We start from the raw sequence: 26,031 nt of genomic DNA on the forward strand, positions 1-26,031 counted from the left end.
CCCGTGTCTGTGTCCTCACAGACACCAAACCGGATGGTAGACTTGGCTGACGCAAAGGTGTCTGTGAGGACACAAACACGGGAGTTAGTCTGAGATTTGGTATGAACAAGTACTAGCGAGGTTTTAATATTCCGAATAGAAGTAGCCATGCGTATTCTGAAGATTGTGTTTTCCCTTGCGTTTCTGGCCACATTAACCGCACAGGGTCAGGCTAAATACCGGGTGGGTTTATGCCCCGGTTCCGCGACGGCTTATCTGACGCTAGCCAAACAAGTATCGACACTGCCCGTTCCCAAACCGAACAGCACTCCAAGCGAAATGGAGGAAGTTATAAAGAAAAACGAACCGCTACTTAAGAAATATTTGACCGATTGGGTACGGGCCGAAAAACTAACCCGCTATCAGGTGGCTATTCATTATCCCGATAAAAAAGTTCGATTCTGGCAACCCACTTCGGGCGGAGAGGGAACATTCTTCAATGAATCGGTGAGTACGGCAGCCGGTCGGGGAGAGTTGAATACGGATGTAAAACCCGGTGATAATCAGCGCTGTTTTTTTCAGGACACCACCGTTGTTCTGGATACACTGCATATTCGATTGGGCGATTTTACTCCCGCCACTCGGTTTGCCCTTATTGTTGATAAAAAATCGTATCCGCTACCGTTGAATGCTCAAAAAACAGAACTGCTGTTGTATGCGAGCCTTCTACCCGACTCACCAACCGGACGTTATTTGCCAATTACCATGACTATTGAAGACGAAGTACGACCTGTTACGCTCTATTTTTTATCCCCTGATAATCGGGCACAACTGGTTCGCTCTTTACGCGCCTGGACAAGGGATGATCAGCCGCCGTGTACCGAATTACCAGAACGATTGGTGACTTTCTTAACGCATAATTGGGGTGGCAAACAATGTGTTAGCCCGGCTCTGTATCATTCAGCTCAACGTCAGGTAATCCGTAATCTGCTTCGTACTGAACATATTGGCTGTACACCATGAACATTCTGGAGCTTGAAGCAGAACATGGCTGGCTACTCGAAAGTGGACTATTTTTAGCCATTTTCACGGCGGTTTATGTGCTGTTAAAATCGGTTTCCCGCAAAACCTTTCGTTGGGTATTTCCGATTGCGAATTCGATTTTGTTAACCGTTTTTACAGTCGGTTGCTCGGGACAATTTCCACTGCTACTTGGCGAACAGGCCGTTCTATTTTCGGGCTTGCACCATTTCCACAGCCAACTCCATCAGAATCAGTCGATCAATGCCTTATTAGGTGATAATCGGCTCCTCTTGGTCGATGTTTCCCACGACCTCGCGCTGATTCCTGACTCGTCGATAAACGCAACCTGGCGAGCCAATCAACTTATTACCGATCGCCAGAAACTGGCTCAATTTTTAACTTCCCTCAACACCACAGAGGATTCCGCCCGCGATTTTGTCAGCATGGTGGTGTGTGATCTAACCTTTGGCGATTTTTCGACTGATCGGACGCAAGACAAAGCCCTTCAGGACGCACTCAATGCACTTAATTCCGAAGGAAAGTTATTAATCGCGAAAAGTGATCTGGCCCAAAGCAGGTCGATAAGAGGCAATCTGAGCATTGATACCGATGCAATGGCAGGTGGTTCGGTCGATATTAGGAAATATTATGAAGGCAAATTTTTCCGCTATAAACTCTACGAGCAAAATCCCGATTCGCTACCTAGTCTGGCCTACGTTCTCTACGATAGCATCCAGCATTTAACACCTATTCCACACCAGAGTTGCCCACCAAAACTGAGAAAGAAGCCCAGCGGATTTGTATTATCGGACACCTTCGTACCTGATTTCTGGATAGATAATAAAGACGTTAGTCGCGAAACCGAAGCAGGCTCCGAAGAGCCTCATCCGATGTGGCATTCACTCTTTAAGTTAATTAATCCTGAGCCGGAAGAGAATTTGCAGGAAGCCGCCGGGCAACTTCGGGACAGTTTTTACTATCTCGGCCAGGTGACGGATACTGACACATCTGAATTCAGCGGTCGACGCGCTTTTCAGGATCAGCTTCGGGATAATTACAACCGCTGCAAACGGAATATCGTATTTATTGGCTTATTCGAAGATCCTGAGCGCGATATGCACCATACATTGGTAGGCCCAATGCATGGATCGGTACTCCTGCTGAACATGTTTATGAACCTCCTGGCGGGCAGTCATTTGATCGGCTATGGGTATTTGTTGTACCTTCTAGTCGGTTTCTGGGGCATAGGCTATCTGTTAATTCAGGAAGTTCATCCGATCAATGAACACATTCCGTCGAAGGGAAAAGGCCCGTGGATTGTGGTGTGGGATTCCATTCGGGAAATAGGGTATCGAGTTCGGCAGTATATGGTTGAAAAACGAGCCTATCTACTGGCGTTTGTTGTTCTGTTAGGAGCCATCGCATTCTTCAATCATCTGATTAATCTGATTATCATAGGCGTTTACATTGCTACGGTTACGGAGGTATTTGAAAAGCTCTACCATGATAAACCTAAGCATGCAAAAGTACATAAACGCGCTCATAAAGGCCCTGCGGACAATACCCACCCCTAGCCAACCGTTTTCAGACATCCAGACCTATCGTTTGGTACGACCTGATGAACACCTCCACTACTCCTCGAATAACCGCCCATTTCCTGATGGGTGGGCTTTTTTTGTGTCTCGCCTTCTATTTATCAGGCTGCTCCGGCTGTTCTCGTTCGGGTAGTCATCAGCCTAAAAAATCGAAGCGGGCGAAAACAGAACAAACCCAAGCAGAAACTAGTCCGGCATCAACGTCGGCCCCCAAACCAACGCTTACGCAATTGGGTAGTGGGCCTACGGAAGTGGTGATGGAAAAGGAAAAAGGCGTGTATAAAATTCCGGTTCTGATCAACGGGCATCCGATGAAATTTATTCTGGATACGGGTGCCAGCCTGATTTCAATTTCCAGTACCGAAGCCGAGTTCATGGCGAAACAAGGTACGATCTCCGAAGACGATATTATTGGTCATTCGAAGTTTGAGGATGCTAACGGCGATATATCACCAGGCGACATCATTCGGCTCAAATCCGTTCAAATTGGCGACCGCGTTCTTGAAAATGTTTCGGCCAATGTGGTACGCAGCACTAAGGCTCCTTTGTTGCTTGGACAGTCGGCATTATCGAAATTTGGAAAAATTTCCCTGGATTATCGACGAAATGTGGTGACGTTCGACTGATTTTTGTTGTTTACGTAACTAAACCCTTTTGTCATTCTGACGCCAGGAAGAATCTTACTCTTTCCTGATGTTGAAGTAAGGGTATTTAAAGATCCTTCTTTACGGTCAGGATGACAGAAAATCGTTGGCAAATACCTGACACAAACTTTACCCACTCATGACGGAAACCGAACTGATCGACCGACTACGCGAAGCCATTGTGCTCGACGGCCCCGACGTTTGGCGTACCAACGGGTATCTTCAGGACGCGCAACGGGTAGGTCTGTCGCTGGCTGATGCTCAGAAACGGGCGGCTGAAATTGTTCAGGAAGTTGCGAATAATAGCCTGTTGTTTCAGAACATACAGACACGGATCGCTCGAATGGCTCAGCCATCGCGTAGCCATTTGAGAGAGCAGGATACAGCCCAGATCGTCAACGCGGCTACGTCGTTGAAACTCTCGGCTGATTTTGTTAAAAACCGCTGGATACCAACGGAATTAAAGCGAATTACGCCTGCTCCAGTACCCGAACCCAAGCCAATCGAGTCGGTTGTGGCCCCTGTCGAAGCGCCAGTCAAAACACCTGAAAAGCCAGCCGATAGAGAGCCTGTTGTATTACCCAAAGCTCCTGAGCAACCCGTTGATCGAGAACCTATCGTTCCTAAATACGAACCCGTAACCGCAAAACCTGTTGTCAATGAGCCGGTTGTGCCAGTTTCACCACCACCTGTTCCGGTTCAATCACCAACGTTTTCAGAATCATCAACCTATGATGAGCCTCAGCCAATTGTTCGCTCATTTACAGCGACACCGGCCCGAATCCGTCAAGGCCAAACGGTGACGCTGGAATGGGAAGTTGACAATCTACTAGCCGTAACGATTGATGATTTAGGCGAAGGACTATCACCTATTAACCGAGGTTGGGTAAAACCCTCAAAAAGTACCGATTACACGCTTTTCGATGCGAATAATAATCCACTGAGTACTGTCCGGGTTGACGTTATTCCGCGTGATCGGAGTGGTATTTATGGCGTATTGTTTGCGCTGATTCTGCTGGCGATTATTTACTGGTTCATTAAAAGCAATAACTCCAGCTCACCGAATCGGGAACCTGATCGTAATTCCAAAACTGAGAAATCAACAGGATCCTTATCAACCAATTCTTCGAAGGAAGTAGCGATCAATAGCCCGTCCAGTTCAGAAAAAGAGATCGAAGCAACGGAAGCTACTGATGATACGCCAGTCTCAACAGCTGACTCGGCCATTGCCTTAACTATTCCTCCGAAATCCATTGAGAAACCGGCTAAAAAACCAACCGAAGAGAGTACCGCTTCGCATTCGTCGGAAACTCAATCTACTACTCCTTCAGATGCCCGACAGGGAAAATACGAACAGGCTTTTGGCGGTAAACCCTACGACAAAGTCGAATTGGGCACCGACGAGCAGGGTTGGCGACGAGCGCGTAGTAATGGCCGATGGGGATATATCAACGAAGCCGACGAATGGGTTATTAAACCTGAATTTGAAGCCGTTACGCCCTTTCGCGGGAATACGGCTTCTGTTTTTTTGGACGGTCAACTGATGACCATTAATCGATCTGGCGAGTTCGTGAAGAATTAGAGTCAGTAAGCCGCCAATGTCAGCTACTGGCAACGATTGACTATCCGCTATCGACTTTTTACGGTCCCAGCGTAACGATCAGCTTTTGGAAAGAAGTCCAATAACCGGAAGCCGTTACGCCAATACCATTTCCCGACAGTATTTTGAAGGGATACGGGCTGCTGCGAATTTCCCGGTCATTAATATAGAAATGTAAAGCTTCACCTTTTCGTTGAATCGTGAGCCGATTACGATTTTTATCGACTGTTACCCCCGGCATATAAAACTCGCCCGTCATGTAATCACTAACCGTTTGGCCATTGGCAATCCGCATAACGGAAACTTCTCCTTTACCATTTAATGTGAACGCCGAATAATTAAGGGAATCCTTTACGCCAAACAGAATCCCCCCCGTTGGTACCTGCCCCGAATCCGCCAGCACATCGACCTTGATGGTAAAAATATCGGCACTGTTCAGGTTAATAGCCGTTGGTAATTCCACGGAGCTAAAGGCAATCTGCTTCGTATCGGGGTCGCGCTTGCGGATGCTATACCGCCCCAGGCCGATCTGATAATAATAATCACCCCGATTACCCGCTTTCCAGCCATTTCGGTTCGTTGCAAAATCGCCGGTAAAGGCAGGCCGATAGTCCACGTTTTCCGCTGGCGTTGGGCGAGCGGAGGTTGTCGTTGACTCAGTCCGATTCGTTGATGTCGTAGTTGGTATCGTCGGATTATTGGTTGACGGATTAGTCGCCAGAGAAGCAGTTGGCTTGAGAGTAACTTTCTGCCACTGACTGGAAGCTGAATAAAGCGTCGATTTTGCCCGTTGGCCCGATTGCGCCAGACTACTGATCGACAGGAGAGCGAATAAGCTGATCGTCAAGTATAAACGCATAGTAGTAAAGAGCGACTAATTACAAACCTAAAAGATCTCTGAGCCCTTTTAGATTTACTTAAAACGAATAACGTAACACCAGTTTAGGTTGCCCAGCCTGAATTCCTGGTCTTATCGAAACAGGTTGATTCTGCTGAGCAGCCTTTTGAGCGTTTACATTTCGAAGACCTTTGATAAATGTCAAAATAACATCCGCAGCGGCTACCACAATTGCTCCGCGCGTCGCTATCATATACCGATGATGGTGATCATTAGCCGTTTGATAATAAGGCTCAGCTGCGGTCAAATTCTTCTGGTCTTCATAAATAGCATACTCATCCTGCGCCTTCTTCCGCTCCATCAACCCGTACGCAATAAGCCCATAACACCCTACCGCCATTAACGGTCGTAGACCAATTTTAGGTTTAGGCGTTTGCACAAAAATATTCCCGACACCCGGCGCTATCACCGATACTAACGCCCACGCTGGCCCTGCATAACGGGCTTTTCTTGCCTTAACGGTATCAGTTGTTACAACCGGTGGACTGGTCGTAACAGTTGGCGGATTCGTTTGAACAACAGGAGTAGTAGCTGTTTGCGATGTTGCTGATTGAGTAGCTGGCACCGGATTCGTTACTACGGCCGGTGATGCAGGCTCAGGTTGAGCAGGGTCGGCGGCAAAAATAGACGGTTTTGATTGTTCGGCCCGCCGTTCCCGTCTTGATCGTGGTGGCGTTAATGTTACGGCAGCTGGTTGCGATGCGGCTGGTTGTGGTTCCGCTACGGCGACCGATTTTGACGGTTCTGGCTTCGTAGCTACAGGTTCTGGTTTCGAGGTTGTTGACGGTGAAGGCTGCGTTGCAATTGGTGCTGTTACTACTGGTTTAGAAGGTGTTGTTGATGCCGGAATCGTTCCTGTTTTGACAAAAACCCTGGCCTGCACTTCTTCATCCAGCCGATAGCCGTTGGCGAGTGCCTCCCAAACAATGCGTCGATCAGTTCCTGACGTCACATTCATACCTATATCACCCCGCACAAATTCGGGCAGGATACGTAAAGGCCCACGCAACCGACTACGCATCGTAACATACACCGAATCGCCGGATTGCGAATTAGTCAGATCATACAGAATTTCGAGTCGTTCCGCATCAACCACCCGTATCCGAACATTACGCACACGCTCCTGTGCATGGCCCGGCAGAACCAACGAAAGGAGAAGAATTACTAGTAGAAATAGACGCATCATGGGTTAGTTGCTGACGGTAATTTGCCGGGTTATTGAAAATTTATCATCGCACGAATTAGCTATCAGCAACGTTACAGTATACGTACCCGCTTTGTCATAGTTATACGTCACTCGCGTTCCAACTCGATTTTTCCCTTTGTTATCGCCAGGGTCCCAGCCCACAACACCAATATCGCCCTGAGGATTTTCCAGAAAGAACGTAACATCCAAACCATCTGACGTATAGCCAATGGAAGCCGAGGGTTTCGCACAAACGGGAAAGTTTTTTTTGGTCAGATCGTACGGCTCACAAGCTACCGCAATGATCCAAATCAACAAGCAGATAATGCGTTTTTGCATAATTAGTCACTAAAACAACTCAAAGTAAGCAATACTTATGCCACGTAAAACAGTCTATAGGCAAATCCATTACTCCGCCAATTTCTGAATATATACTGAATATATGTGATTGAGTCACTCCTAAAACCAACATTTTCGTAAATTTAATTAACTCATTGCCTTACCCAACCATGCCCCGGTCTGCTAAACCCCAAGATGAATTAGTGGCTGATACTCAACAACTACACCACCAACGCGACGGCCAACCGCTGGCCGATACGCAACCAATATTCGATGTTCGCCAAACGGTCGATCAACTTAACCTTGTTGGCCTTACCATCGAGCGAGACGGCACACTTAGCTACGCCAACCCGTACACCTACCGCGTAACCGCCTGGCAACCTGACGAAGTTATTGGCCAAAACTTCTTCGAAATCTTTATTCCCCCTACCGACCGTGCGCGGCTCGAAATTGACTTTGAAGAAGCACTCGGGAAAGGTGGTTTTCCTGAACAACGGGAAATTACGCTGCTGGCCCGAAGCGGTGCCCTACGCAGTGTACAACTCAATTCGGTCATTATTAACGATGTCGATGGCCACGTCTCGTCGTTCACGGTTATTGGCGAAGACGTAACCAACAAACGACGGGTAGCCTCAGCTTTATCGAATACCAACGCCCAATTACAGGATTTAGTCGATAATACCTCCGATCTGATCCAATTATTGACGCTTGATGGCAAGTTTATTTTTGTGAACCGTGCCTGGCGCGAAGCCTTGGGATATACGTCCGATGAGATTTCAGCCCTCAACCTACGCGACGTACTCCATCCCGATTACACAGAGAGCACTTTAGGGGCACTGAAACGGATTCAGGAAGGAGAAAAGCTTCCCTATGTTGAAACGGTTTTCAGGACGAAAGTGGGTAAAACATTATTCCTGTCCGGAAGTATTAACTGCCGGTTCGACAACGGCCGTCCAACAACGTTTCGCTGTATTCTCCACGACACGACGGGAAAAATCCGTGCTGAAAAGTCGCAGAAGCTGTATTATAGTATTGCAAACTGGACGATCAATACCCCAAACCTGAGTGAACTCTACCAGAAAATTCACGAAGAATTGGGACATATCATCGATGCCCGAAATTTTTTCATCGCCCTCTACGATTCCACCAAAACGTATCTGTCTTTTCCGTACTACGTCGATGAGTATTTCGGCAGTACGATGCGATTCACGAAACGGAAGTTGGGAAATGGTATCATTGAATATACGATCCATGCCAATAAACCACTGTTTCTGTACGAACGCGACATTCGCCGGTTAGAGGAAACCTACCATATTGATCTCTATGGTCAACGTCAGCCGCAGGTGATGCTCACAGCTCCGCTTCGAATTGGCGACGAGATTACCGGAATTATTGGGGTAAAATCGTATGATGATGAGCGAACGTATGGCCCTCGTGACCTGGAACTGCTGGAATTTATTTCGGGCCAGGTAGCGCTGGCTATTGCCCGTAAACAATCGGAGGCTCGGTTAGATAAGCAAAACGCCCGACTGAATGCCATTTTTGATAGTAGCACCTATCTGATCTGGTCGGTCAACAAAGCGTTGCATCTAACATCGTATAATAAGAATTACGCTAAGCTTATTGATTATCAGACCAATGGCGTCCCTCCTATTCAGGCAAACCTTACCAACTTAGGCTGGCGAATGATTGGTGATGAAAATCTGAAACGGCTTGAAGAACGCTATAAACAGGCATTTCACGGGCATCCGCAGAATTTCGAGCTTCATTTCATGACCCCAAGTGGTGAAACGTTCTTCGAGTTTCACCTCAATCCAATTTTGCTCGCGAGTGGTGCCATCGACGAAGTATCCGGCATTGCCCGAAATATTACCAACCGCCGACGAGCCGAGATTACGACCCGCCAGAGTGAAGAAAAATTCAGAGGCATCTTCGAGAACCTGCAGGATATCTACGCTCGTGTGGACAGAAAAGGCCGCATCACGATGATCAGCCCGTCGGTATTTAAACGAATGGGTTATACGCCCGACGAAGTGCTTGGACATGAAATAAGCCAGTTTTTTATTGATAAGAGCGCCATTCGTCGGGCCATGTTTAAAGTGGGTCGGAATCGGAGCCTGCGGAATTTTGAAGCCAGTATGCGCCGAAAAGACGGCAGTGAGCGGCAATACATGTTCAATATGCTGATGCTGAACGACGAGCCAAGTAGCGGCTCAGTCGTAGCTGTACTTGCCCGCGACATTACTGAATTGAAACGCCAGTCGGCAGAATTGGAAAAAGCAAAAGACGAAGCCGAACGATCGCTCAAAGTAAAAGAGCAATTCCTGGCTAATATGAGTCACGAAATCCGAACCCCTATGAACGGGGTTATCGGCATGATCGATCTACTGAATGATACACAATTAGATGAAGAGCAACGCAGTTACGTAAAAACCGTTAAGCGATCATCCGAAACGCTGCTCAACATCCTGAACGATATCTTGGATCTTTCCAAAATTGAAGCGGGTAAGATGGTGCTTCACGAAGCGCCGATCGCGTTCAAAGAGGTTTTTGATAAGCTGATTGCGCTCTTCGGCCAGCAAGCTCATTCGAAAAACAACGAATTGACCTATAAGCTGGACCCTGATCTACCAACCTTTGTCATTGCCGACCAAACGCGGTTGCTGCAAATTCTATCGAATTTAACGTCGAACGCCATCAAATTTACGGAACATGGCACCATACAGGTAGAAGCGAAACTACTCAGCAAACGGGGTAAATTCAACCGAATTCGGGTGGCGGTAAACGATTCGGGCATTGGCATTTCGCCCCAGAACATCAATCTGTTGTTCAACTCCTTCAGCCAGGTCGATACGTCATCACGCAAATCATTTGGCGGTACCGGGTTAGGGCTAGCCATTTCGAAAGAGCTGGCTCACCTGATGAAGGGCGAAGTGGGCGTCGAATCGACTGTCGGGATGGGTAGCACGTTCTGGTTCACGATCGAACTGAAAGAGACGTCTATCAGTCCAACACAGCAAACAACAGAGGTAGCTGAAATTGCCCTGGCTAATTTCTTCAGTACCTATCATCCGAATGTATTGCTGGTTGATGATAATGCCGTAAACCGAAAAGTAGCCAGCGAAATCCTACGCAAAGCAGGTTGCGTCGTCACCACTGCCGATAGTGGCCCGGCAGCAATTGCGGAAGTAACGCAGCGGGCAGAAGGCAAGGGGCATGGGGATCTCCCTCCCTTCGACGTAATTTTTATGGACATTCAAATGCCCGATATGGATGGCGTTGAAACTACCCGTCGGTTGCGGGAGCAGTTTGGTAAAGAGCTGCCGACTATTGTCGCAATGACGGCGTATTCGATGAAGGAAGATCGTGAACGATTCCTAAGTCAGGGTCTTGACGATTATATCGCCAAACCGATTCGTGCGCAGAGTCTGATTGCTAAGGTGAAAGAAATTTCGGATGCAGCCCGGGCTAAATCAGAATCAGGCACAATTCCAGAACCGGCTAAACCAGTCGTTGTGCCTGCTGAACCAGCGCTGCCCATTATCGATGAAGAAATAGTAGGACAGCTCCGCGACATTGGTGGTCAGGAACTTGTTGATAGCATCATGGAAGAATTCGTGACCGAAGCAACTGACTTAGTTAACAGTTCTTTATCAGCCTATGCACTGGGCGATATTCCAACCGTGAAAGGGCATTTACATACTCTCAAAGGCAGCGCCGGAACCATTGGCGTAGCTCGTGTAGCTGACATTGCCAGAACCGCTGAAGGCAAACTCAAAGTAGCCGATACGAGCGGATTAGCCGAAGCACTACAGGGCCTGGATAAAGCGTTTAAGGAATTTTTGGTGGAATTAGGAAAGTAAAAATAACCCCGTTATTATCCAATATATGGATGTATAACGGGGTTATTTTTACTTTGCAGCTTATTATGTCCTAAACTCAAATCAACATCACAAATTCGAGTCCTCGCGGCTGTTGAAGGTATCGCCCTGGCTAAGATCGCCGGTTTTCAGGCCTTTCTTGAACCAGTATACGCGCTGAGCAGACGAACCGTGAGTAAACGCATCTGGCACAACACGGCCTTGAGTTTGTTCCTGAATTTTATCGTCGCCGATGGCATTGGCAGCTGTAAGGGCTTCTTCTACGTCGTTTTCATCGATTGAAATACTTTGTCCCTGAGCGTGATGCGCCCAAACACCCGCGAAGAAATCAGCCTGAAGCTCCAGTCGAACCGAAACCCGATTGTACTCTTGTTTGCTGAGCTGCTGTCGTAATCGGTCTACTTTATCCATGATACCTAGCTGTTTCTGTACATGGTGACCAATCTCGTGCGCAATAACGTATGACATGGCAAACTCCCCAGGCGCCTGAAAACGCTCGGCAAGCAGATCATAGAAGGATAGATCGATATACACCTTCTGATCGGTGGGGCAATAGAAGGGTCCCATAGCTTCCTGCGCGGTGCCACAGTCCGAGGTAGTAGTTCCCCGGTACATAACCAATACAGGTTTACGGTATTGAGAGCCTTGTTCGGCAAACAGCTTTGTCCAGACATCCTCCGTACTGGCTAATACCTTTCGCGTGAAGGAAGCAGCCTTATCGTCGGCCTGCTGATCAACTGGAGCGGATGACTGTGAACTTTGATTCAGAATTTCAGTTGGATCGCCCCCAAGCAACGTAACAATAATAGCAATCACAACGGTGCCAATGCCACCGCCAACGAGTAGTCCTCCACCACCGCTTCCCCGGCGATCGTCGACATTATCACTTTCACGTCCTCCTAACCAACGCATGATTTCTCTGAGTTAATAAATGGTGATTACACAACTAATTATTTACTACTGTTGGCAAGATTACTGTTTCTGTGGATAAATTGTTTAGTCCTAGTGCAATTATTCATCGAGGCTTGGCCCGTTCATACTGCGCAGGCCAATTTATGTCCTCACCCAACTGATGAGCCGCGTGCATCGGGAAATAAGGATCGCGCAAAAACTCGCGGGCTAAAAGGACTAAATCAGCCTGACCAGCAGTCAGAATCGCTTCTGCCTGTTCGGCCGATGTAATGATGCCTACGGCAGCAGTCATGATATCGGTATTCTGTTTGATCTGTTCAGCAAAGGGCACTTGATAGCCAGGACCTATTGGAATTTTGGCGCCCGCAATATTTCCTCCTGTTGAGCAGTCGATTACATCCACGCCTTTTTCATGCAGGATTTTAGCTAAGGCAACCGAATCGTCGATACGCCAGCCTCCTTCAGTCCATTCCGTTGCCGAGATACGGACAAACAGCGGCAAATTTTCTGGCCATACGGTTTGAACACGCGCAATGATTTCCAACAATAACCGAATGCGATTCTCAAACGAACCGCCGTATTCATCTGTCCGCTGATTGCTCAATGGGGAAAGAAATTGGTGAATCAAATAGCCGTGTGCAGCGTGAATTTCAGCAACCTGAAAACCAGCCGTTACTGCCCGTTGTGCTGCCGATTGAAAGTCAGCGAGCACTTTTTGAATACCCTCTGGAGTTAATGCCAGAGGAGCGGGTTCACTCTCCTGAAACGGAATAGCACTCGGCGCCACGGTTTGCCAGCCTCGTTCTTCCGTTGGTAAAAATATTTTGCCACCGTCCCAGGGACGACGATGACTCGCTTTTCGACCTGCATGCGCCAGTTGAATACCGGCCACCGAGCCGTTCTGCTGGATAAATTGCGTAATGCGTTTGAGTCCATCGATATGCTCGTCCGACCAGATGCCCAGGTCATCGGGTGAAATCCGGCCTTCGGGCGAAACGGCGGTAGCTTCGGAAATAATTAATCCTGCTCCCCCAACCGCCCGACTACCTAAATGTACCAAATGCCAATCATTTGCGAAGCCATCCTGACTGGAATATTGGCACATCGGCGAGACAACAATACGGTTTTTAAGCTGAATGCTTCGAATGGAAAGTGGCGAAAAAAGAACAGACATACGAGTTTGTTTTAAGAGGCTCAAATGAGGGTTATGCGTTGGCAGACATAACTCCGAATTGATTGGACCGTTGCCATACCTGACCATTTTTTAATAAACATTCAACAATGACCACTGTTGGTTAATGACAATCAATTAACTCAACGATCATGGCAAACGACCCTAACATTAGTCGGCGTGACGACACTAGTCCGACAGAAGGTGAACACAAATATGGCGACGTTGATTTCGCCGATCGGACAAATAAGAAATATCCGATTGATACGCCGGAGCATGTCAGAGCTGCGTGGAGTTACATCAATCACAAAGACAACGCAGCAAAGTACGACGCTGACGAGGTGAGTACGATTAAAGAACGGATCAAAAAGGCGGCCAAGAAACACGACGTAGAGATTGAAGATAATTAAGCTATTCTTTGTCATGCTGAGGAACGAAGCATCTTAATGTTTCTAAACTTAGAAGTTAGGCTATGTTAAGATGCTTTGTTCCTCAGCATGACAAAAAACACTCGTTTTCAATTACGCAAAAACGCCCGGCTTTTCAGGCCGGGCGTTTTTTTTGACACTTTAGTCAGTTGGGTAATTCAGTGAATTATCAACTACCCATTTCATTATTACGCAGTGCAGCCTGATCGGTCAGTGTGGTCAATACTGATTTTGATAGTGTGGTTTCACTATCTTTTCCCATCGCCCGTTCTGTGCCGATACCGCCGGGGTTTGGTAAAACTCGCGCGACAAGTCCCATAATCTCAGCGATCAGATTTGGCGCAACGCCTTGAAGGGAAGCCCCTACTTTAGCGGGCAGGGAAATTACTCGCTCGGCTTCGCCATACCGACAGGCATCCACAATTTCGCGGGCTGCTTCCTCTGCATTTATGGTAAATAATGGAATCGAATCGCTGATTTTGAACGCAGCATATTCTTTCTCGTTCTGCCCTTTGAAAATTGCGTTTCGAGGACTTCCCGTTCGCATCAGGCCGGGGCAAATGGTCGTTACATAAATGCCATCCTTCTGCACTTCGGCCCGCAACCCTTCGGAATAACCGACGAGTGTAAACTTGCTGGTTGAATACGTCAACAGGTGTGGCACCGACACTTTCCCGCCTATTGAAGCAATGTTCACAATTCGGCCAGATTTCCTGAAACGCATCTGGGGTAACACCGCATTGATGGCATGGAAAGCAGCCCAGAAATTCGTATCCATCGACTCCCGAAAATCGGCTTCAGTCGCATGTTCAAATGGGGTTACGAGAATAATTCCGGCATTGTTGATCAGTACATCGATCGGACCAAGTTCTCGACTAACATCAGCCATAAAATCCTCAATCTGCGCTTTATCGGTCAGGTTGCAGGTTTGGGTATAAACTAGGCCACCGTAGGTTAGTAGCTCTTGTCGGGCTCGATCAAGTTCGGCAGGGTCGCGGGCGCAGAGGGCCAGATTCGCTCCTTCCTGCGCCAGTAATCGAGCCATTTCGATTCCAAGTCCACGCGATCCGCCTGTAATGACAACCGTTTTTCCCCGGAAATCAATTTCACGCTTTTTAGCCAGAACAGCCTTGATGGCCATCCAGGCACCCATCCCGGCCATACCCCACAGCATGGCTTTCGTTTGTCTTGAAACAGTCATAACGTTTGTAGTTGTCGAACTGAAATAACTGTTGGTAATCAGAAAGGTTATTACCCCGTAACAATTGTGAGAGACTGTCTAGGACTATACCTCGAACGGCAACTCGTACTCTTTCGCAATCACCTTCGAACTGCGTGTTTTCACTTCTACTTTCGCTTTGAGCGGAGAACCTACGACCAAATAATTTTTCACGAATTGATCTTCGTGCACCATCCAGGAGTGATCTTCCAGCAAATATTCCTCTACCCCTTTTTTCGAAGCCTGATAAGCCCATCGCTCTACAATCAAGGGTTCGTAATTGACAATATAGCCCATGTAATGCACCTGAATACCGGGTACGGATTGATTGCCGAGCTCAGTACACGATAAGACCGCAATTTTTAAGGATGAACCATCTTCTAAATCCCGAACTGACCACTCGTCGATTACTGTTTTTTCGTTTGCCATTGCTTTTTGTTGATTACGTTTAAAGCGATCCTTGCTAATTGATGATGCGTTAGTGGGCGCAAAACAACAAGGCTCAGAAACGGAATCAACGAGAGAATTGACAACTGGTAGAAACGAATCAATAAATAGCTGATTTTTGCAATACACGCCAACACTAAAAACAGAAAAGACCCCAGCACATTTGTAGCGGAGTCTTTTCTGTTAATGTCTTGCCTAACCTATTTATCCAACTAGTTTGTAGAAACTGTAATCGGTCATGGGCGCATCGGTCAGGCCAACTAATCGCCCGATTGTTACGACTTGGCCACGATGGTAAGTGCTATGATTCAGACAGTGCTGAATAAATTCAATACGAGTACGCGTACCAGACACCCAGGGGGTATCAAAATGAACCATTTCCTGAAGTTCCGATTCAGAGAGCGATGCAACGAACTCAGCAAACGTCTCAGAATGACCAACAATGGCCTCGAATACTTCATCTACCGTACCCGAAAACCCCTCTAATCGAAATGATTTCGGCGAGGGCAATTCCTGAATAACCGACAGCCAGAAGCGTTGGGTATCCCAGATATGCACCAGCGTTTCTTTCAAACTTGGGAAACTAGATGGCACTTCCTGATCCATGAGCACTACAGGTTTAGTTTGCAGCCAATCGACCAGTCGTTTATTGGCCCAATGATTATAGGCAGCATAATCACTCAACAAAGAAGCCAGCGTAAACACGGTTTTTTCGGAAGTTTCGAGTACCATATCGATGTTGTTTAGTATGATACAAAGTAAGCGCAGAGTAGTGACAGCCTTATGTCAGTAGCCTTTTCAGATTGGCTATTTTTTGTCAAACACTCGATCTATTGTCTAAGAGTAAGCAACTGTTCACTAGAACTTTATAGCCTAGCAAACCATTCCTTCCATGAACCAACGCATTGTATTTCTTCTTGCCATTCTACTGACAGTTCGCCTATCAGTAGCACAATCTATTGAATCAAAAGTATATGTATGGGCCACTACGCCCGTTGTCAAAAAAGGGCCGTCTGAGCAACGAGCTATTTTGGAAGGCAATACATTGGATTTCAGCCACCTCGAAGTACATGCTACTACTTTACCTCCACATCAGGCTCCGCACCCAGCCCACAAGCATGACGACGAAGAGTTAATCATTATTAAAGAAGGTAAACTGACAATCACCATCGAAGGAAAAACGAAAACGCTAGGCCCAGGAAGCATTGCGCTGATTATGCCTGGTGACGAACACGGTTTTACGAATAACGATGGCGCACCAGCTACCTATTACGTAATGCGCTATACGTCCAAAGAACCGGTTGATCTGGAGCGCGGCAAAAAAGCGGGCGGGTCGTTCTGGATTGACTGGACCGAAGTTCCGTTTCAGCCTCACGCTAAAGGTGGAATCCGCCGGATGTTCGACCGCGCTACCGCCATGACCAAGCGATTTGAAATGCACGTCACGACGCTGAATCAAGGCCTGTGGAGCCATGATCCGCACACGCACCGAGCGGCAGAGATCTTGCTGATGGTTGAAAACAATGCGCAGGAAAGTATCAATGGAAAACTGTTACCATCCACCAAAGGCGATCTAATTTTTCTGGAATCCAACGTACCACACGCGCTCCAGAACATGAGTCAGGGAAGTTGCATGTACTTCGCTTTCCAATTTGAATAGCATCAATCCAACGAAAGGCTCAAAATGGTTGGTTTTTGGGCGGGGAAATTGGGAACGGGTTTGCCTGCATTGTCAAACGCATCCCACTGACTATTCGCGATGTAGTAAAATTGCTTGCCCACAACGACGCCCAATGTCGGTTCGGTAGTCAGCGGATGATCGGAGTCGAGTAGATCAACTTGTTCTATTGCTAACGGCGCTTTAGACAATTTAATGCGGGTTACGCGATAAGGCTTCTTTCGATTCTGGATAGCGATCAGACTATTTTGATAAGCATATAATCCGTCAATGCCACTTAAATCAGTACTTAGCGTACAGGAGAGACAGGTCGCTTGTTTGGTAGCTAAATTTACAGCCAGTAATCCGCGACGATAATCGGCGACGAACAAGGTTTGTTCATCGTCAGATAGAGCTAATCCCTGTAATGACCGAAATAAGGTGTCGGTTAGAAATGGGGTAATTGCTTTTTCGCCCGCTTCGAGTCGGTAAATGCACGGACTTCGGCTGTCGGTGCTGTAAACCGTTCCGTTTTTCGCAATTGTCAAGTCGCCCAACAAATGGGGTTTCCCATCGATAGATACAGGGAAAGTATGAAGTAGACGATTGGTTTTCAGATCATATGCCACTAATGTTGTTCGTCCATCCAGGCTAGCAGTTACGCCTTCAGCCTGCACTAACGCCGAACTACAGGCCCATAATAACCGACGGGACGGGTCTACTTTCATACCGAAAATACCCCACAAACTATCGGCTGGCTTCGAGAAATCTATAGCGCCGTTTTTAGAATCATAGCAGATGATTTTTCGCTTGTGTACACTACTAATGTAAAACGCTCCCGTCTGCGGATCGTGCGCGATGCCTTCCGTAATCAAGCCGGTTTGGTCTAACTGAAACGCAACTTTACTTCGGTGATCGCCTACATCAAGTTGCTGGTTTTGAGCGCTAAGCAGCACTGGCAACAATAGATAGATTGCGAAAGTCAGTAGAAGAAATCGTCTCATCGGATAAAGGGTACAAACGAAACTTCCCGAAAGTCTTTACTATTCGGGAAGTTTCAGTAGGTGTAATTTTAGTCCTAATCTAGGCATTTTTATCCAGCCAGTCCAGAATATAATCGGCGTCTTCTTTCCAGGTCGATTGGCCGAGTACGAAGTGGTTACGTCCTTCGAACTCCTTGTAATTCAGTACAGAACTGTTTGGTTTATACGCTTCGAAATTACGGTTATTCAGGTGAGCGGGAATTATGTTATCGAGGCTCCCTGACGTGAGCAGTAACGGTGCGTGTGGTTTATCGAAATCAACGTGGGCAGCGCTGGTCAATCCACCCCGAGCTACTTTTTTCGACTCTGGAATGGTATTGGCTTCGTAAGCGGCTTTTTGCTCTTCTAATGGCATCTCGTTGACAAAAGCATATTGCCAATCTTCAAACGACATCAGGTAGGTTTCTTCTAGATCGGTAAACAGACCCAACGCTTTCCAACCCGCTTTCAGAAACGAAAATTCGTAGGGAAAAACGCCTTGAGGTGGTACCGAGTGAATAGCGACGGCGGCCGCTGCCAGATCGCGATTTAGAATAATTTGCGTAATCAATCCGCCCAGCGAATGCCCAATTACAATTGGTTTCTCGGGGAATGACTTCACAATGTTTGCGTAGTGATCTACCAGTTCGGCTAGTGATAAATTAGCCAGATCGGTGTCATTTGGTTGACGAGCGCGCAACTCGGCGGCAGTACCATCTTTATAGGGCCAGGCTGGCGCAATGGTATTGTATCCTTTGCTTTCAAAATAAGCTCTCCATTCATCCCAGCCGTGATGCGTAACAAAGGCTCCGGTAACAAAGACAACGTTTTTGGTTTTACTAGTTTTCATGATCGTACTGTTTTATGGTTTACGAGAAGATTTTTTTAGTCAATGGCCAATACGCAAGCAGCCTGACGTTTGTCTGTTCACTTATCTTGCGATTGAACAGAACAAAGGTCAGGCTACCCCGGAAGAATCAGTTTAACCTAAGTTAAAATCGATCAGCGCGTTGACATTCTTTTTCGTATACGACTCAGCGACGGTCCCTGAATGCCCAGATACGACGATATATGATATAACGGAATGGTATTATAAATCTCTGGATGCTGCTCGATCAGCTCTGTATACCGCTGCTCAGGTGTCTGAAACAGAAAATCTTCGGTACGACTCATGGCAATATTAAATGCTTTCTCAGCAACCAATCGCCCGAAACGCTCCCACTGGTGAGACTGCTGATACAGCTGCATTAAATGGTTGATGTGAATGTACAGAATAGTCGAATCGATCATCGATTCCGTAAAGTAATTACAAGGTGTTTGATTGATCATGCTCTTGTACGAGACGACAATCTGGTGTTTGGAAAAGAAAAAGACGTTCTTTTCATCGCCCGTCTCGTTGTTTACGCAGTACGCCCGGAAAAATCCATCCAGAATAAATCCGAGGTGTTTACAAACGTTTTTGTATTCGTTATAAAACTCTCCCTTTTTATACTGCTTTCTTTCCCAGTAAGGAAGCGACAGATTAAAGGCCGCGTCATCAATACCAGCAAACGCCTGTAGAGCGTGTCTCAGTAAGTCAAGATCTGTCATGAAGATGGGGTTTTCTGTAAAGATAAACAGCCCATCACTCATTAACGCCAATCTAAACGCCTACAAACTTCACTAAATCCTGATAGATGCGATTGTTTTTCCAGAACAATTGCGTTACCATACCGACGTGCTTCTTATCCGGCAGTAGTGTGTATTCATGCTTCACACCGAATTGCTGAAGTTTCTGGTGAAATCGTCGGGCACTATTGAGAATGCTCGGATACGTTTTCTCTCCTACATAGATGAGCATGGGCGGAGTAGTGTCATCAACGAAATACAGAGCGGATACCGATCGCCAGATTTCGGGTTGTTTACCGAATGGGATCAGATACTGCTCATCGTTTGGGTACTCCATTTTGGTCAGATAATCAAACATATCCAGACCCGCCGGATCGTCCAGAATAAGTCCTTTTATCCATTTTTGGGTTAATCCTACTTTCGCAAGTAATTGATTATCGGTAGCTAATAATGCGGCCAACCCACCACCGGCCGAGTGTCCCATCAGGTAAATCCGGGCCGGATCACCGCCGTATTCGGGAATGTGTTCCGTTACCCATTTTAGGGCACTGGCGCAGTCGGTAGCCATATCAGGCACTTCTACGGAAGGGGCAAATCGATAATTGATCAGAACGGCCACTACACCCTGCTTTGCCAAACGGCGACCAATAAACGAATACAAGTTTTTGCTGCCACTATCCCAGCTTCCACCGTGAATAAACACAACAACGGGTTTCGGTGCAGTCGATACCTGCTTGGGTGTGTAAACGTCCAGCACGTTGCGTTCAGCATCGAAGCTGATCGTTGTTGTAGCAATATAGGGAATGTCTTTCGTTCGCTTACTAGATCGGGCTATGGCGTATTCATTGATCATAAATACAATTGTTACGACAAGAATCAGGGCAAGCGGAATTTGCCAGAGTAATCGAAAAAAGAACATGAATAAAGCCTCAACCAGAGGAATTAAGGATTGTAAAGCGTAACCGTTTACAGCAATACATAGATCAAAACTAACCGTTTGGATTGCTGACCGGGATTGACAGAGAAACGGATTTTTCGACTACTTATTGACTGAGGACAACCGATTACCAAATCCAGCTAGATGAGCCTTTCCTTGTCTTCTACCTTTGAATCGGTTTACAACTCACCACTCACTTTTTTGGTCCTGTCGGGAAATAGTAGCTTCCCGGCAGGATCCAATTTCAACAAATCCAATGACTAAACGATCAATGAACGCTCTATTTCTTCCCCTACTCGCAGCTGGTTTATTTATGGTTGGCTCGGCTCAGGCCGATTGCCCTCCTGCCATCGCCAATGGAAAACTTCACGGCACTTTACCCGTTGTTAATCAGACCGTAACTTACACAGATGTAGTTGATTGTGGTAGTGTATCACAAGCTGATTTATTCCGGAGAGCCCGCTTGTGGCTTATGCAATCGTACCATTCGGCCAACGATACGTTTACACTTACTGACAAAGAAACCGGCGATCTGGTTGGGCGAGTTACGCAAGTGGTAAGTTTACCTCGTTCGGAGAGTTCGATTGGTGGGGTGTATTCGTTCCGATACAGCTTTGTCATTGAATGCAGCAATCGGAAATACCGGGCAACCATAACCCAGATTACACTCGAAGAAGGCGGTAGTTCCCGATCGACTCCGATTGAAATGTATTGCCAGAAATCTGACAAAGATCTACAGATGCTCTATGCAGAACTGGATAAGCAAATTAACAAGAACCTGGCTGCGCTTCAGGAAGCTGTCAAAAATTACAAAGCATTTTAGTTCTTAACTAGCTTGATTATGAGTGCTATTTGGTCACCTTATGTGTTTGGTCCGCTGCTACTAGTCAGTGTAGTACTTTTAGGGAAAAGCATAAGTGGCCTGATAGCTGTCTACACATCAGGACCAAGAGTTGAATGGGTTGCTCAATCGCCGGTATTCGATTTTTCACTGGATAAGACGGGCATTTATGAGATTGCCGTAAAACGATCTGCCATCTTCAGCGCCATTCCCCGGAATGTATCCTTTCAGGTAAGCAATCGCCAGACAGGAGCGGCTATTGCGGTTGACTCATATACTTTCTTAAACTTGAAGCGAACTGATATGTCAGGCAATCGAATTGTCCCAATCGCGGAACTGACTTTTGATCAACCCGGCACGTTTCGAGTCCTTAATGCATCTACCGATCGCTTTACCGAAACAGACAAACTAATGCTGGCTCCTAAAGCCGGTGTTAATGGAGTTCTGCTGATTCTAGCTACAGTCAGTATGGGAATTTTGACCATTGCCAGCCTGGTTTTATTCACACTTTCACTTATCAACAAATGACCCGTACGCTCACTTATCTACTTGGTCCTGAACTCGTTTGGATAGTCTTACTTGCCTTAACCGGCCTATTTATTTCATTCAGTCAGCCGCTGCCCCCAAACGACCATGATAAGCTACTGAATGTTGGTTGGTTCTTGCCAGGACTGGGTGTTCTTCTCGCATTCGCCACTTTGTATTGGGCAACTGGAAGTAGCTGGTGGTGGCTAACCAGAATTGGCATCGCCAGTTTGATTGGCATGTACCTAATTATCAGTTTTTTATGCGAAGCTGCCCGTTATAATGATAGCCGCGACTCGGGTATTGGAACGGCGTTTATGGCATTTATCGGACTTGGGGTAATGATATTACTTGCGCTTAGCTTCATAGCTGCGCTCTGCTTTCTCGCAAAATGGCCATTCCTCACTGTGTTTAAATGGATATTGATTGTATTAGGTATTTTAGCTATGCTGGGTAGTTTGATTGGTTGGTTAGCCTCATTAGGTCCTACTAAAACGTCATAAGATTCACTATCGGGTAGTATAAGACAATTCAATCACTTTGCACATAAAATACGGTTAATCGGTAACAACCCCGATCTATTTTGGTTATTTCAGTTATCAATGACATGATGTGATTTGGCCCTTATACAGCCAAAAACTGATTTTAACCAGCAATCGTATGGCAACGAAGACTGTTAAACGATTCTTTAGCAATGCCTGGATCGTCCTGACTGATGCCTTTAATGGCTTTCAAAATGACCGCTGTTTGAAACTAAGTGCAGCGCTCGCTTATTATACCGTTTTTTCACTGGCACCTCTGCTGGTATTAATCATTTCGCTCACCAGTATCTTTTTTGGCGAGGAAGCCGTTCGGGGTCAGATTTTCACCCAGATCAATGGACTGGTGGGTAATGAAGCCGCTAAACAGATTCAGGACATGATCAAAAGTGTTGAACTGTCGGGCAAAACCAGTACGGCATTAATCGTAGGAATTGTCACTCTTATTCTTGGCGCTACCAGTATTTTCATCGAAATTCAGGATTCGGTCAATCTGATCTGGCGAGTGAAAGCGAAACCCAAACGCGGCTGGTTGAAACTCATAAAAGATCGGCTGCTGTCATCGTCTTTGGTGGTAAGCCTGGGCTTTTTACTACTGGTATCGTTGGTTGTCAATGGACTAGTATTGGCACTAAGTAATCAACTAACGCAGTTTCTGCCGGGTCTTGGGGTTTATATCATTAGTACATTTAATTTCCTACTTAGCACAGGGGTTATCACCATTTTATTTGGCGTGATTTTCAAAGTATTACCCGATGCTAAAATTGCCTGGAAAGATGTGAGACTAGGAGCTATTTTTACGGCTCTCCTCTTTATGCTGGGCCGTTATCTGATCGGTCTCTATATCGAAACAACCAGCACTAGCTCGACCTACGGAGCCGCCGGATCGCTGATCGTTATCCTAACCTGGATTTATTACACAGCGGCTATTTTATACTTCGGTGCGGAGTTTACGCAAGCCTACGCCAATCAATTTGGCATCCGAATCGAGCCCGCTGATTATGCTGTTTACGTAGAGCAAACCGAACGTGAGCGCGACGTCGCAAAAATCCCTATTGAGAAAAAGGTCGAAGAAGCAAAGGCGTAAGTTAATAATCTGATGTCAATCGCCGTTCGAAATCAGAGTGATTGGATAATAAGGAAATTTCCTGTCGGCAGACAAAACAGTAAATCCTGTACTTGCCCCTTGAGCAAGGATAATTCGGTCAAACTGATCGCGGTGGTCTTTCATTAATTGAATCTCATAAAATCGTTGCGTGTGGTCAGGCGTGATAGCCAATAACTGAACTTGTAAGTCAATTAACGCTTTGTCAATGAATGCTGACAGCGGTACGTTGATTTTGAAGTCTTTTGGCTTTGATTCTACTAGTTGGGCAATTTCAATTAACGAAATGGCACTTAGAAATTTAGGGCTATTACCCTGAAGGATTCGAGTTATGGTTTGCCCAATTTTCTCTGATTTCATATACGCATTGAGAAAAATATGGGTATCCAATAACTAAGACTTCATCCTTTCAAATCTTCGTCGAACAGCGTATCTGAGATAAAACCTAAATGTCTACCAGTGCCAAGTTCAGCTTTAGGCTTACTGTTAGGTTAGGCTATATTTTGTTTTTTAACACCTGTAGGATTAATAGCTGACGGGCTAGCTTTACCTGCTGTTTTCATCGCATTTATCTTTAACTATCCAAAATCACAATAAAAATAGACAAAATTTGTACTATCTGCTTAATAGGTCTAGATGAACGATCTGAAAAAATGGTATTGGATTGTCAAATCTCTAAATGATTTTGACATAAAGTAAGCCTATTTAGAGAAATAATTGCTTTTTTACAGGCTGATTCCCAAAACCATTTTTCGTGCTGAAAACATGAACCAACTTATTCAGATCGATTACATTATTTTCTTCCTATATTTCATTGGGGTTTCCTCGTATGGATACTGGATTTACAAACAAAAACAGAAGACCAAACTCGATACTAAAGACTTTTTTCTGGCCGAAGGATCTCTAACCTGGTGGGCGATCGGAGCTTCCCTCATTGCATCAAATATCTCTGCCGAACAATTTATTGGGATGTCAGGAAACGGCTTCACGTTTGGCGTAGCCGTAGCAGCGTATGAATGGCTGGCAGCTGTAGCGCTTATCATTGTGGCCGTGTGGTTTATGCCCATTTACCTCAAAAACCACATCTACACCATGCCGCAGTTTCTTAAAACGCGGTATAACGAAACAGTCAGTTTGATCATGGCTGTTTTCTGGCTGTTCCTTTACGTATTCGTTAACCTAACTTCAATTCTATTTTTGGGGGCCCTGGCGATCAGCAGTTTGGTTGGGCCAGAATCGTTTCACCCTATCGTAATTGGTTTGAGCATTTTCGCCCTGATTATTACGCTGGGCGGTATGAAAGTAATTGGTTATACCGACGTATTTCAGGTAGTTGTTCTGGTCATTGGTGGATTGGTTACGAGCTACATCGCGCTAACACTGGTAAGCCAAAAGTTTGGATTAGGAGATGATATCGTAGCGGGTTTCTCTGCCATGATGCGCGATGCCGACGACCATTTCCACCTGATTTTCGAAAAGCCAGGTCCAAATACTTCGCAATTTGAAGTGAACAAATACCTGACTGTACCGGGCATTACGATGTACTTTGCGGGTCAATGGATTGTGAACCTGAACTATTGGGGTTGTAACCAATACATCACTCAGCGCGCCCTCGGTGCCGACCTGAAAACAGCACGTACGGGTATTCTCTTTGCCGCCATGATCAAGTTATTTATGCCTTTGATTGTGATGCTGCCCGGTATTGCCGCTTACGTATTGTATAAAAATGGTAGCCTCCAAAATGAAATGGCTCCAGGTGGAAAACTCCTCGCCGATAACGCCTATTCTGCCATTTTGACCTTCTTGCCGAATGGATTAAAAGGTTTGTCGATGGCTGCGTTGACGGCTGCGATTGTGGCTTCACTAGCTGGTAAAGCGAACTCAATTTCAACGATTTTCACGCTTGATATTTATCATAAGTACATCAAAAAAGACGCCAGCGAAAAACAGCTTGTCTGGGCTGGACGGATTACTATTTTAATTGCGATGCTGCTTTCGATTGCTCTTACCTGGAAAGACGCACTGGGCATCGGACGAGAAGGTGGATTTACGTTTATTCAGAAATATACGGGTTATCTGAGTCCTGGTATTTTTGCGGTGTTCCTGTTAGGTTTCTTCTGGAAACGTACGACGGGTGCCGCTGCCATTGTCGGTATTCTGGGTGGATTTGCGCTTACAACGCTCTTCAACAACTTCGCTCCTGAATTATTTGGCCATGAAACGATTCTGTATACCGCCTTCAAAAATGGTGATGGCGTATATGAAATTCCGTTTCTGGTAGCGATGGGTTGGGCGTTTGTGTTCACCGTTCTGGCGATGGTGTTAATTAGCTTAGCTGGTCCGGCAGTTAGCCCCAAAGCATTCGAGATTGACACGAAAATGTTCCGATTACCTCCGTCTATCACAGCTATGATTACGGTAATCATGCTGATTCTGACAGTGTTGTATGTCCGATTCTGGTAGAAAAAATTCATT

26 protein-coding genes are annotated in these 26,031 nt (G+C 46.2%); 13 read left to right on the plus strand and 13 right to left on the minus strand.

The window, feature by feature from the left end:
• The first annotated feature begins 147 nt into the window (after positions 1 to 147).
• The 4 genes from ACYVE4_RS04030 to ACYVE4_RS04045 all read left to right on the plus strand — a co-directional run bounded on the left by ACYVE4_RS04030 (position 148) and on the right by ACYVE4_RS04045 (position 4,823).
• Positions 148 to 1,002, plus strand: a complete 855-nt coding sequence (locus ACYVE4_RS04030) for a hypothetical protein (RefSeq protein WP_460995630.1) — start codon at positions 148 to 150, stop codon at positions 1,000 to 1,002.
• Positions 999 to 2,576 carry a hypothetical protein gene (locus ACYVE4_RS04035; RefSeq protein ID WP_460995631.1) on the plus strand — a complete coding sequence of 526 codons (1,578 nt, stop codon included), beginning with the start codon at positions 999 to 1,001 and terminating at the stop codon, positions 2,574 to 2,576. The genes ACYVE4_RS04030 and ACYVE4_RS04035 overlap by 4 nt, the downstream gene beginning before the upstream one ends.
• A 44-nt stretch (positions 2,577 to 2,620) precedes the next feature.
• On the plus strand, positions 2,621 to 3,223 hold the full coding sequence (locus ACYVE4_RS04040) for a retropepsin-like aspartic protease family protein (RefSeq protein ID WP_460995632.1): 603 nt from the start codon (positions 2,621 to 2,623) through the stop codon (positions 3,221 to 3,223).
• A gap of 157 nt (positions 3,224 to 3,380) precedes the next feature.
• The gene (locus ACYVE4_RS04045; protein WP_460995633.1) at positions 3,381 to 4,823 is read left to right on the plus strand and encodes a WG repeat-containing protein; all 1,443 of its coding nucleotides are present in this window, start codon (positions 3,381 to 3,383) and stop codon (positions 4,821 to 4,823) included.
• 58 nt (positions 4,824 to 4,881) lie between these two features.
• On the opposite strand, the gene ACYVE4_RS04050 is transcribed toward ACYVE4_RS04045, so the two are convergent.
• Genes ACYVE4_RS04050 through ACYVE4_RS04060 form a run of 3 tightly spaced genes read right to left on the minus strand, consistent with a single transcriptional unit; the run spans position 4,882 to position 7,264 of the window.
• On the minus strand, positions 4,882 to 5,700 hold the full coding sequence (locus tag ACYVE4_RS04050; RefSeq protein WP_460995634.1) for a hypothetical protein: 819 nt from the start codon (positions 5,698 to 5,700) through the stop codon (positions 4,882 to 4,884).
• Positions 5,701 to 5,758: 58 nt separating this feature from the next.
• Positions 5,759 to 6,925 carry a hypothetical protein gene (locus ACYVE4_RS04055; protein WP_460995635.1) on the minus strand — a complete coding sequence of 389 codons (1,167 nt, stop codon included), beginning with the start codon at positions 6,923 to 6,925 and terminating at the stop codon, positions 5,759 to 5,761.
• Between the two features lie 3 nt (positions 6,926 to 6,928).
• Positions 6,929 to 7,264 (minus strand): PKD domain-containing protein, encoded by a 336-nt coding sequence (locus tag ACYVE4_RS04060; protein WP_460995636.1) that lies wholly within the window; start codon positions 7,262 to 7,264, stop codon positions 6,929 to 6,931.
• Positions 7,265 to 7,434: 170 nt separating this feature from the next.
• Here ACYVE4_RS04060 and ACYVE4_RS04065 point away from each other — a divergent pair, with 170 nt between their 5' ends.
• Positions 7,435 to 11,127: a PAS domain S-box protein gene (locus ACYVE4_RS04065; RefSeq protein WP_460995637.1), complete on the plus strand. Its 3,693-nt coding sequence runs from the start codon at positions 7,435 to 7,437 to the stop codon at positions 11,125 to 11,127.
• An 87-nt stretch (positions 11,128 to 11,214) separates the two neighbouring features.
• Here the strand turns inward: ACYVE4_RS04065 and ypfJ are convergent, their stop codons facing one another.
• Both ypfJ and namA read right to left on the minus strand, forming a co-directional pair.
• Positions 11,215 to 12,057 carry a KPN_02809 family neutral zinc metallopeptidase gene (gene ypfJ / locus ACYVE4_RS04070; RefSeq protein ID WP_460995638.1) on the minus strand — a complete coding sequence of 281 codons (843 nt, stop codon included), beginning with the start codon at positions 12,055 to 12,057 and terminating at the stop codon, positions 11,215 to 11,217.
• Between the two features lie 103 nt (positions 12,058 to 12,160).
• Entirely contained in the window at positions 12,161 to 13,231 is a 1,071-nt protein-coding gene (gene namA, locus ACYVE4_RS04075) for an NADPH dehydrogenase NamA (protein ID WP_460995639.1), read from the minus strand.
• A 149-nt stretch (positions 13,232 to 13,380) separates the two neighbouring features.
• On the opposite strand from namA, the gene ACYVE4_RS04080 reads away from it, so the two are divergent.
• Positions 13,381 to 13,638, plus strand: a complete 258-nt coding sequence (locus tag ACYVE4_RS04080; protein WP_460995640.1) for a DUF6582 domain-containing protein — start codon at positions 13,381 to 13,383, stop codon at positions 13,636 to 13,638.
• A gap of 187 nt (positions 13,639 to 13,825) precedes the next feature.
• On the opposite strand, the gene ACYVE4_RS04085 is transcribed toward ACYVE4_RS04080, so the two are convergent.
• The 3 genes from ACYVE4_RS04085 to ACYVE4_RS04095 all read right to left on the minus strand — a co-directional run bounded on the left by ACYVE4_RS04085 (position 13,826) and on the right by ACYVE4_RS04095 (position 16,054).
• Entirely contained in the window at positions 13,826 to 14,857 is a 1,032-nt protein-coding gene (locus ACYVE4_RS04085; protein ID WP_460995641.1) for an SDR family NAD(P)-dependent oxidoreductase, read from the minus strand.
• Between the two features lie 84 nt (positions 14,858 to 14,941).
• Positions 14,942 to 15,304 (minus strand): hypothetical protein, encoded by a 363-nt coding sequence (locus tag ACYVE4_RS04090; RefSeq protein WP_460995642.1) that lies wholly within the window; start codon positions 15,302 to 15,304, stop codon positions 14,942 to 14,944.
• A 222-nt stretch (positions 15,305 to 15,526) separates the two neighbouring features.
• A complete protein-coding gene (locus ACYVE4_RS04095; RefSeq protein WP_460995643.1) occupies positions 15,527 to 16,054 on the minus strand; it encodes a DinB family protein in 528 nt (175 codons plus the stop codon).
• Positions 16,055 to 16,214: 160 nt separating this feature from the next.
• Between ACYVE4_RS04095 and ACYVE4_RS04100 the strand changes: the two genes are divergently transcribed.
• Positions 16,215 to 16,982: a cupin domain-containing protein gene (locus ACYVE4_RS04100; RefSeq protein ID WP_460995644.1), complete on the plus strand. Its 768-nt coding sequence runs from the start codon at positions 16,215 to 16,217 to the stop codon at positions 16,980 to 16,982.
• Between the two features lie 2 nt (positions 16,983 to 16,984).
• Here ACYVE4_RS04100 and ACYVE4_RS04105 read toward each other — a convergent pair whose 3' ends face one another.
• The 4 genes from ACYVE4_RS04105 to ACYVE4_RS04120 form a co-directional block, all read right to left on the minus strand.
• Complete coding sequence (locus ACYVE4_RS04105) at positions 16,985 to 17,983, minus strand: SMP-30/gluconolactonase/LRE family protein (RefSeq protein WP_460995645.1); 999 nt, start codon at positions 17,981 to 17,983, stop codon at positions 16,985 to 16,987.
• A 79-nt stretch (positions 17,984 to 18,062) separates the two neighbouring features.
• Positions 18,063 to 18,851: an alpha/beta hydrolase gene (locus ACYVE4_RS04110; RefSeq protein WP_460995646.1), complete on the minus strand. Its 789-nt coding sequence runs from the start codon at positions 18,849 to 18,851 to the stop codon at positions 18,063 to 18,065.
• A 152-nt stretch (positions 18,852 to 19,003) separates the two neighbouring features.
• Positions 19,004 to 19,591, minus strand: a complete 588-nt coding sequence (locus ACYVE4_RS04115; protein ID WP_460995647.1) for a Crp/Fnr family transcriptional regulator — start codon at positions 19,589 to 19,591, stop codon at positions 19,004 to 19,006.
• A 52-nt stretch (positions 19,592 to 19,643) separates the two neighbouring features.
• The gene (locus ACYVE4_RS04120) at positions 19,644 to 20,528 is read right to left on the minus strand and encodes an alpha/beta hydrolase (RefSeq protein WP_460995648.1); all 885 of its coding nucleotides are present in this window, start codon (positions 20,526 to 20,528) and stop codon (positions 19,644 to 19,646) included.
• Between the two features lie 289 nt (positions 20,529 to 20,817).
• Here ACYVE4_RS04120 and ACYVE4_RS04125 point away from each other — a divergent pair, with 289 nt between their 5' ends.
• The 4 genes from ACYVE4_RS04125 (at position 20,818) to ACYVE4_RS04140 (ending at position 23,538) form a co-directional block, all read left to right on the plus strand.
• Positions 20,818 to 21,369 carry a DUF4468 domain-containing protein gene (locus ACYVE4_RS04125; RefSeq protein WP_460995649.1) on the plus strand — a complete coding sequence of 184 codons (552 nt, stop codon included), beginning with the start codon at positions 20,818 to 20,820 and terminating at the stop codon, positions 21,367 to 21,369.
• An 18-nt stretch (positions 21,370 to 21,387) separates the two neighbouring features.
• Complete coding sequence (locus ACYVE4_RS04130; RefSeq protein WP_460995650.1) at positions 21,388 to 21,915, plus strand: hypothetical protein; 528 nt, start codon at positions 21,388 to 21,390, stop codon at positions 21,913 to 21,915.
• Positions 21,912 to 22,415: a hypothetical protein gene (locus ACYVE4_RS04135; RefSeq protein ID WP_460995651.1), complete on the plus strand. Its 504-nt coding sequence runs from the start codon at positions 21,912 to 21,914 to the stop codon at positions 22,413 to 22,415. Before ACYVE4_RS04130 ends, ACYVE4_RS04135 begins: the two co-directional genes overlap by 4 nt.
• A 157-nt stretch (positions 22,416 to 22,572) precedes the next feature.
• Positions 22,573 to 23,538 (plus strand): YihY/virulence factor BrkB family protein, encoded by a 966-nt coding sequence (locus ACYVE4_RS04140; RefSeq protein ID WP_460995652.1) that lies wholly within the window; start codon positions 22,573 to 22,575, stop codon positions 23,536 to 23,538.
• A gap of 15 nt (positions 23,539 to 23,553) precedes the next feature.
• Here ACYVE4_RS04140 and ACYVE4_RS04145 read toward each other — a convergent pair whose 3' ends face one another.
• Complete coding sequence (locus tag ACYVE4_RS04145; RefSeq protein WP_460995653.1) at positions 23,554 to 23,946, minus strand: type II toxin-antitoxin system VapC family toxin; 393 nt, start codon at positions 23,944 to 23,946, stop codon at positions 23,554 to 23,556.
• Positions 23,947 to 24,084: 138 nt separating this feature from the next.
• On the opposite strand from ACYVE4_RS04145, the gene ACYVE4_RS04150 reads away from it, so the two are divergent.
• Together ACYVE4_RS04150 and ACYVE4_RS04155 are read left to right on the plus strand one after the other, a co-directional pair.
• The gene (locus tag ACYVE4_RS04150; RefSeq protein ID WP_460996056.1) at positions 24,085 to 24,153 is read left to right on the plus strand and encodes a hypothetical protein; all 69 of its coding nucleotides are present in this window, start codon (positions 24,085 to 24,087) and stop codon (positions 24,151 to 24,153) included.
• 168 nt (positions 24,154 to 24,321) lie between these two features.
• Positions 24,322 to 26,019 carry a sodium:solute symporter family transporter gene (locus ACYVE4_RS04155; protein ID WP_460995654.1) on the plus strand — a complete coding sequence of 566 codons (1,698 nt, stop codon included), beginning with the start codon at positions 24,322 to 24,324 and terminating at the stop codon, positions 26,017 to 26,019.
• Positions 26,020 to 26,031 lie beyond the last annotated feature (12 nt).

The organism is Spirosoma harenae (assembly GCF_054776975.1).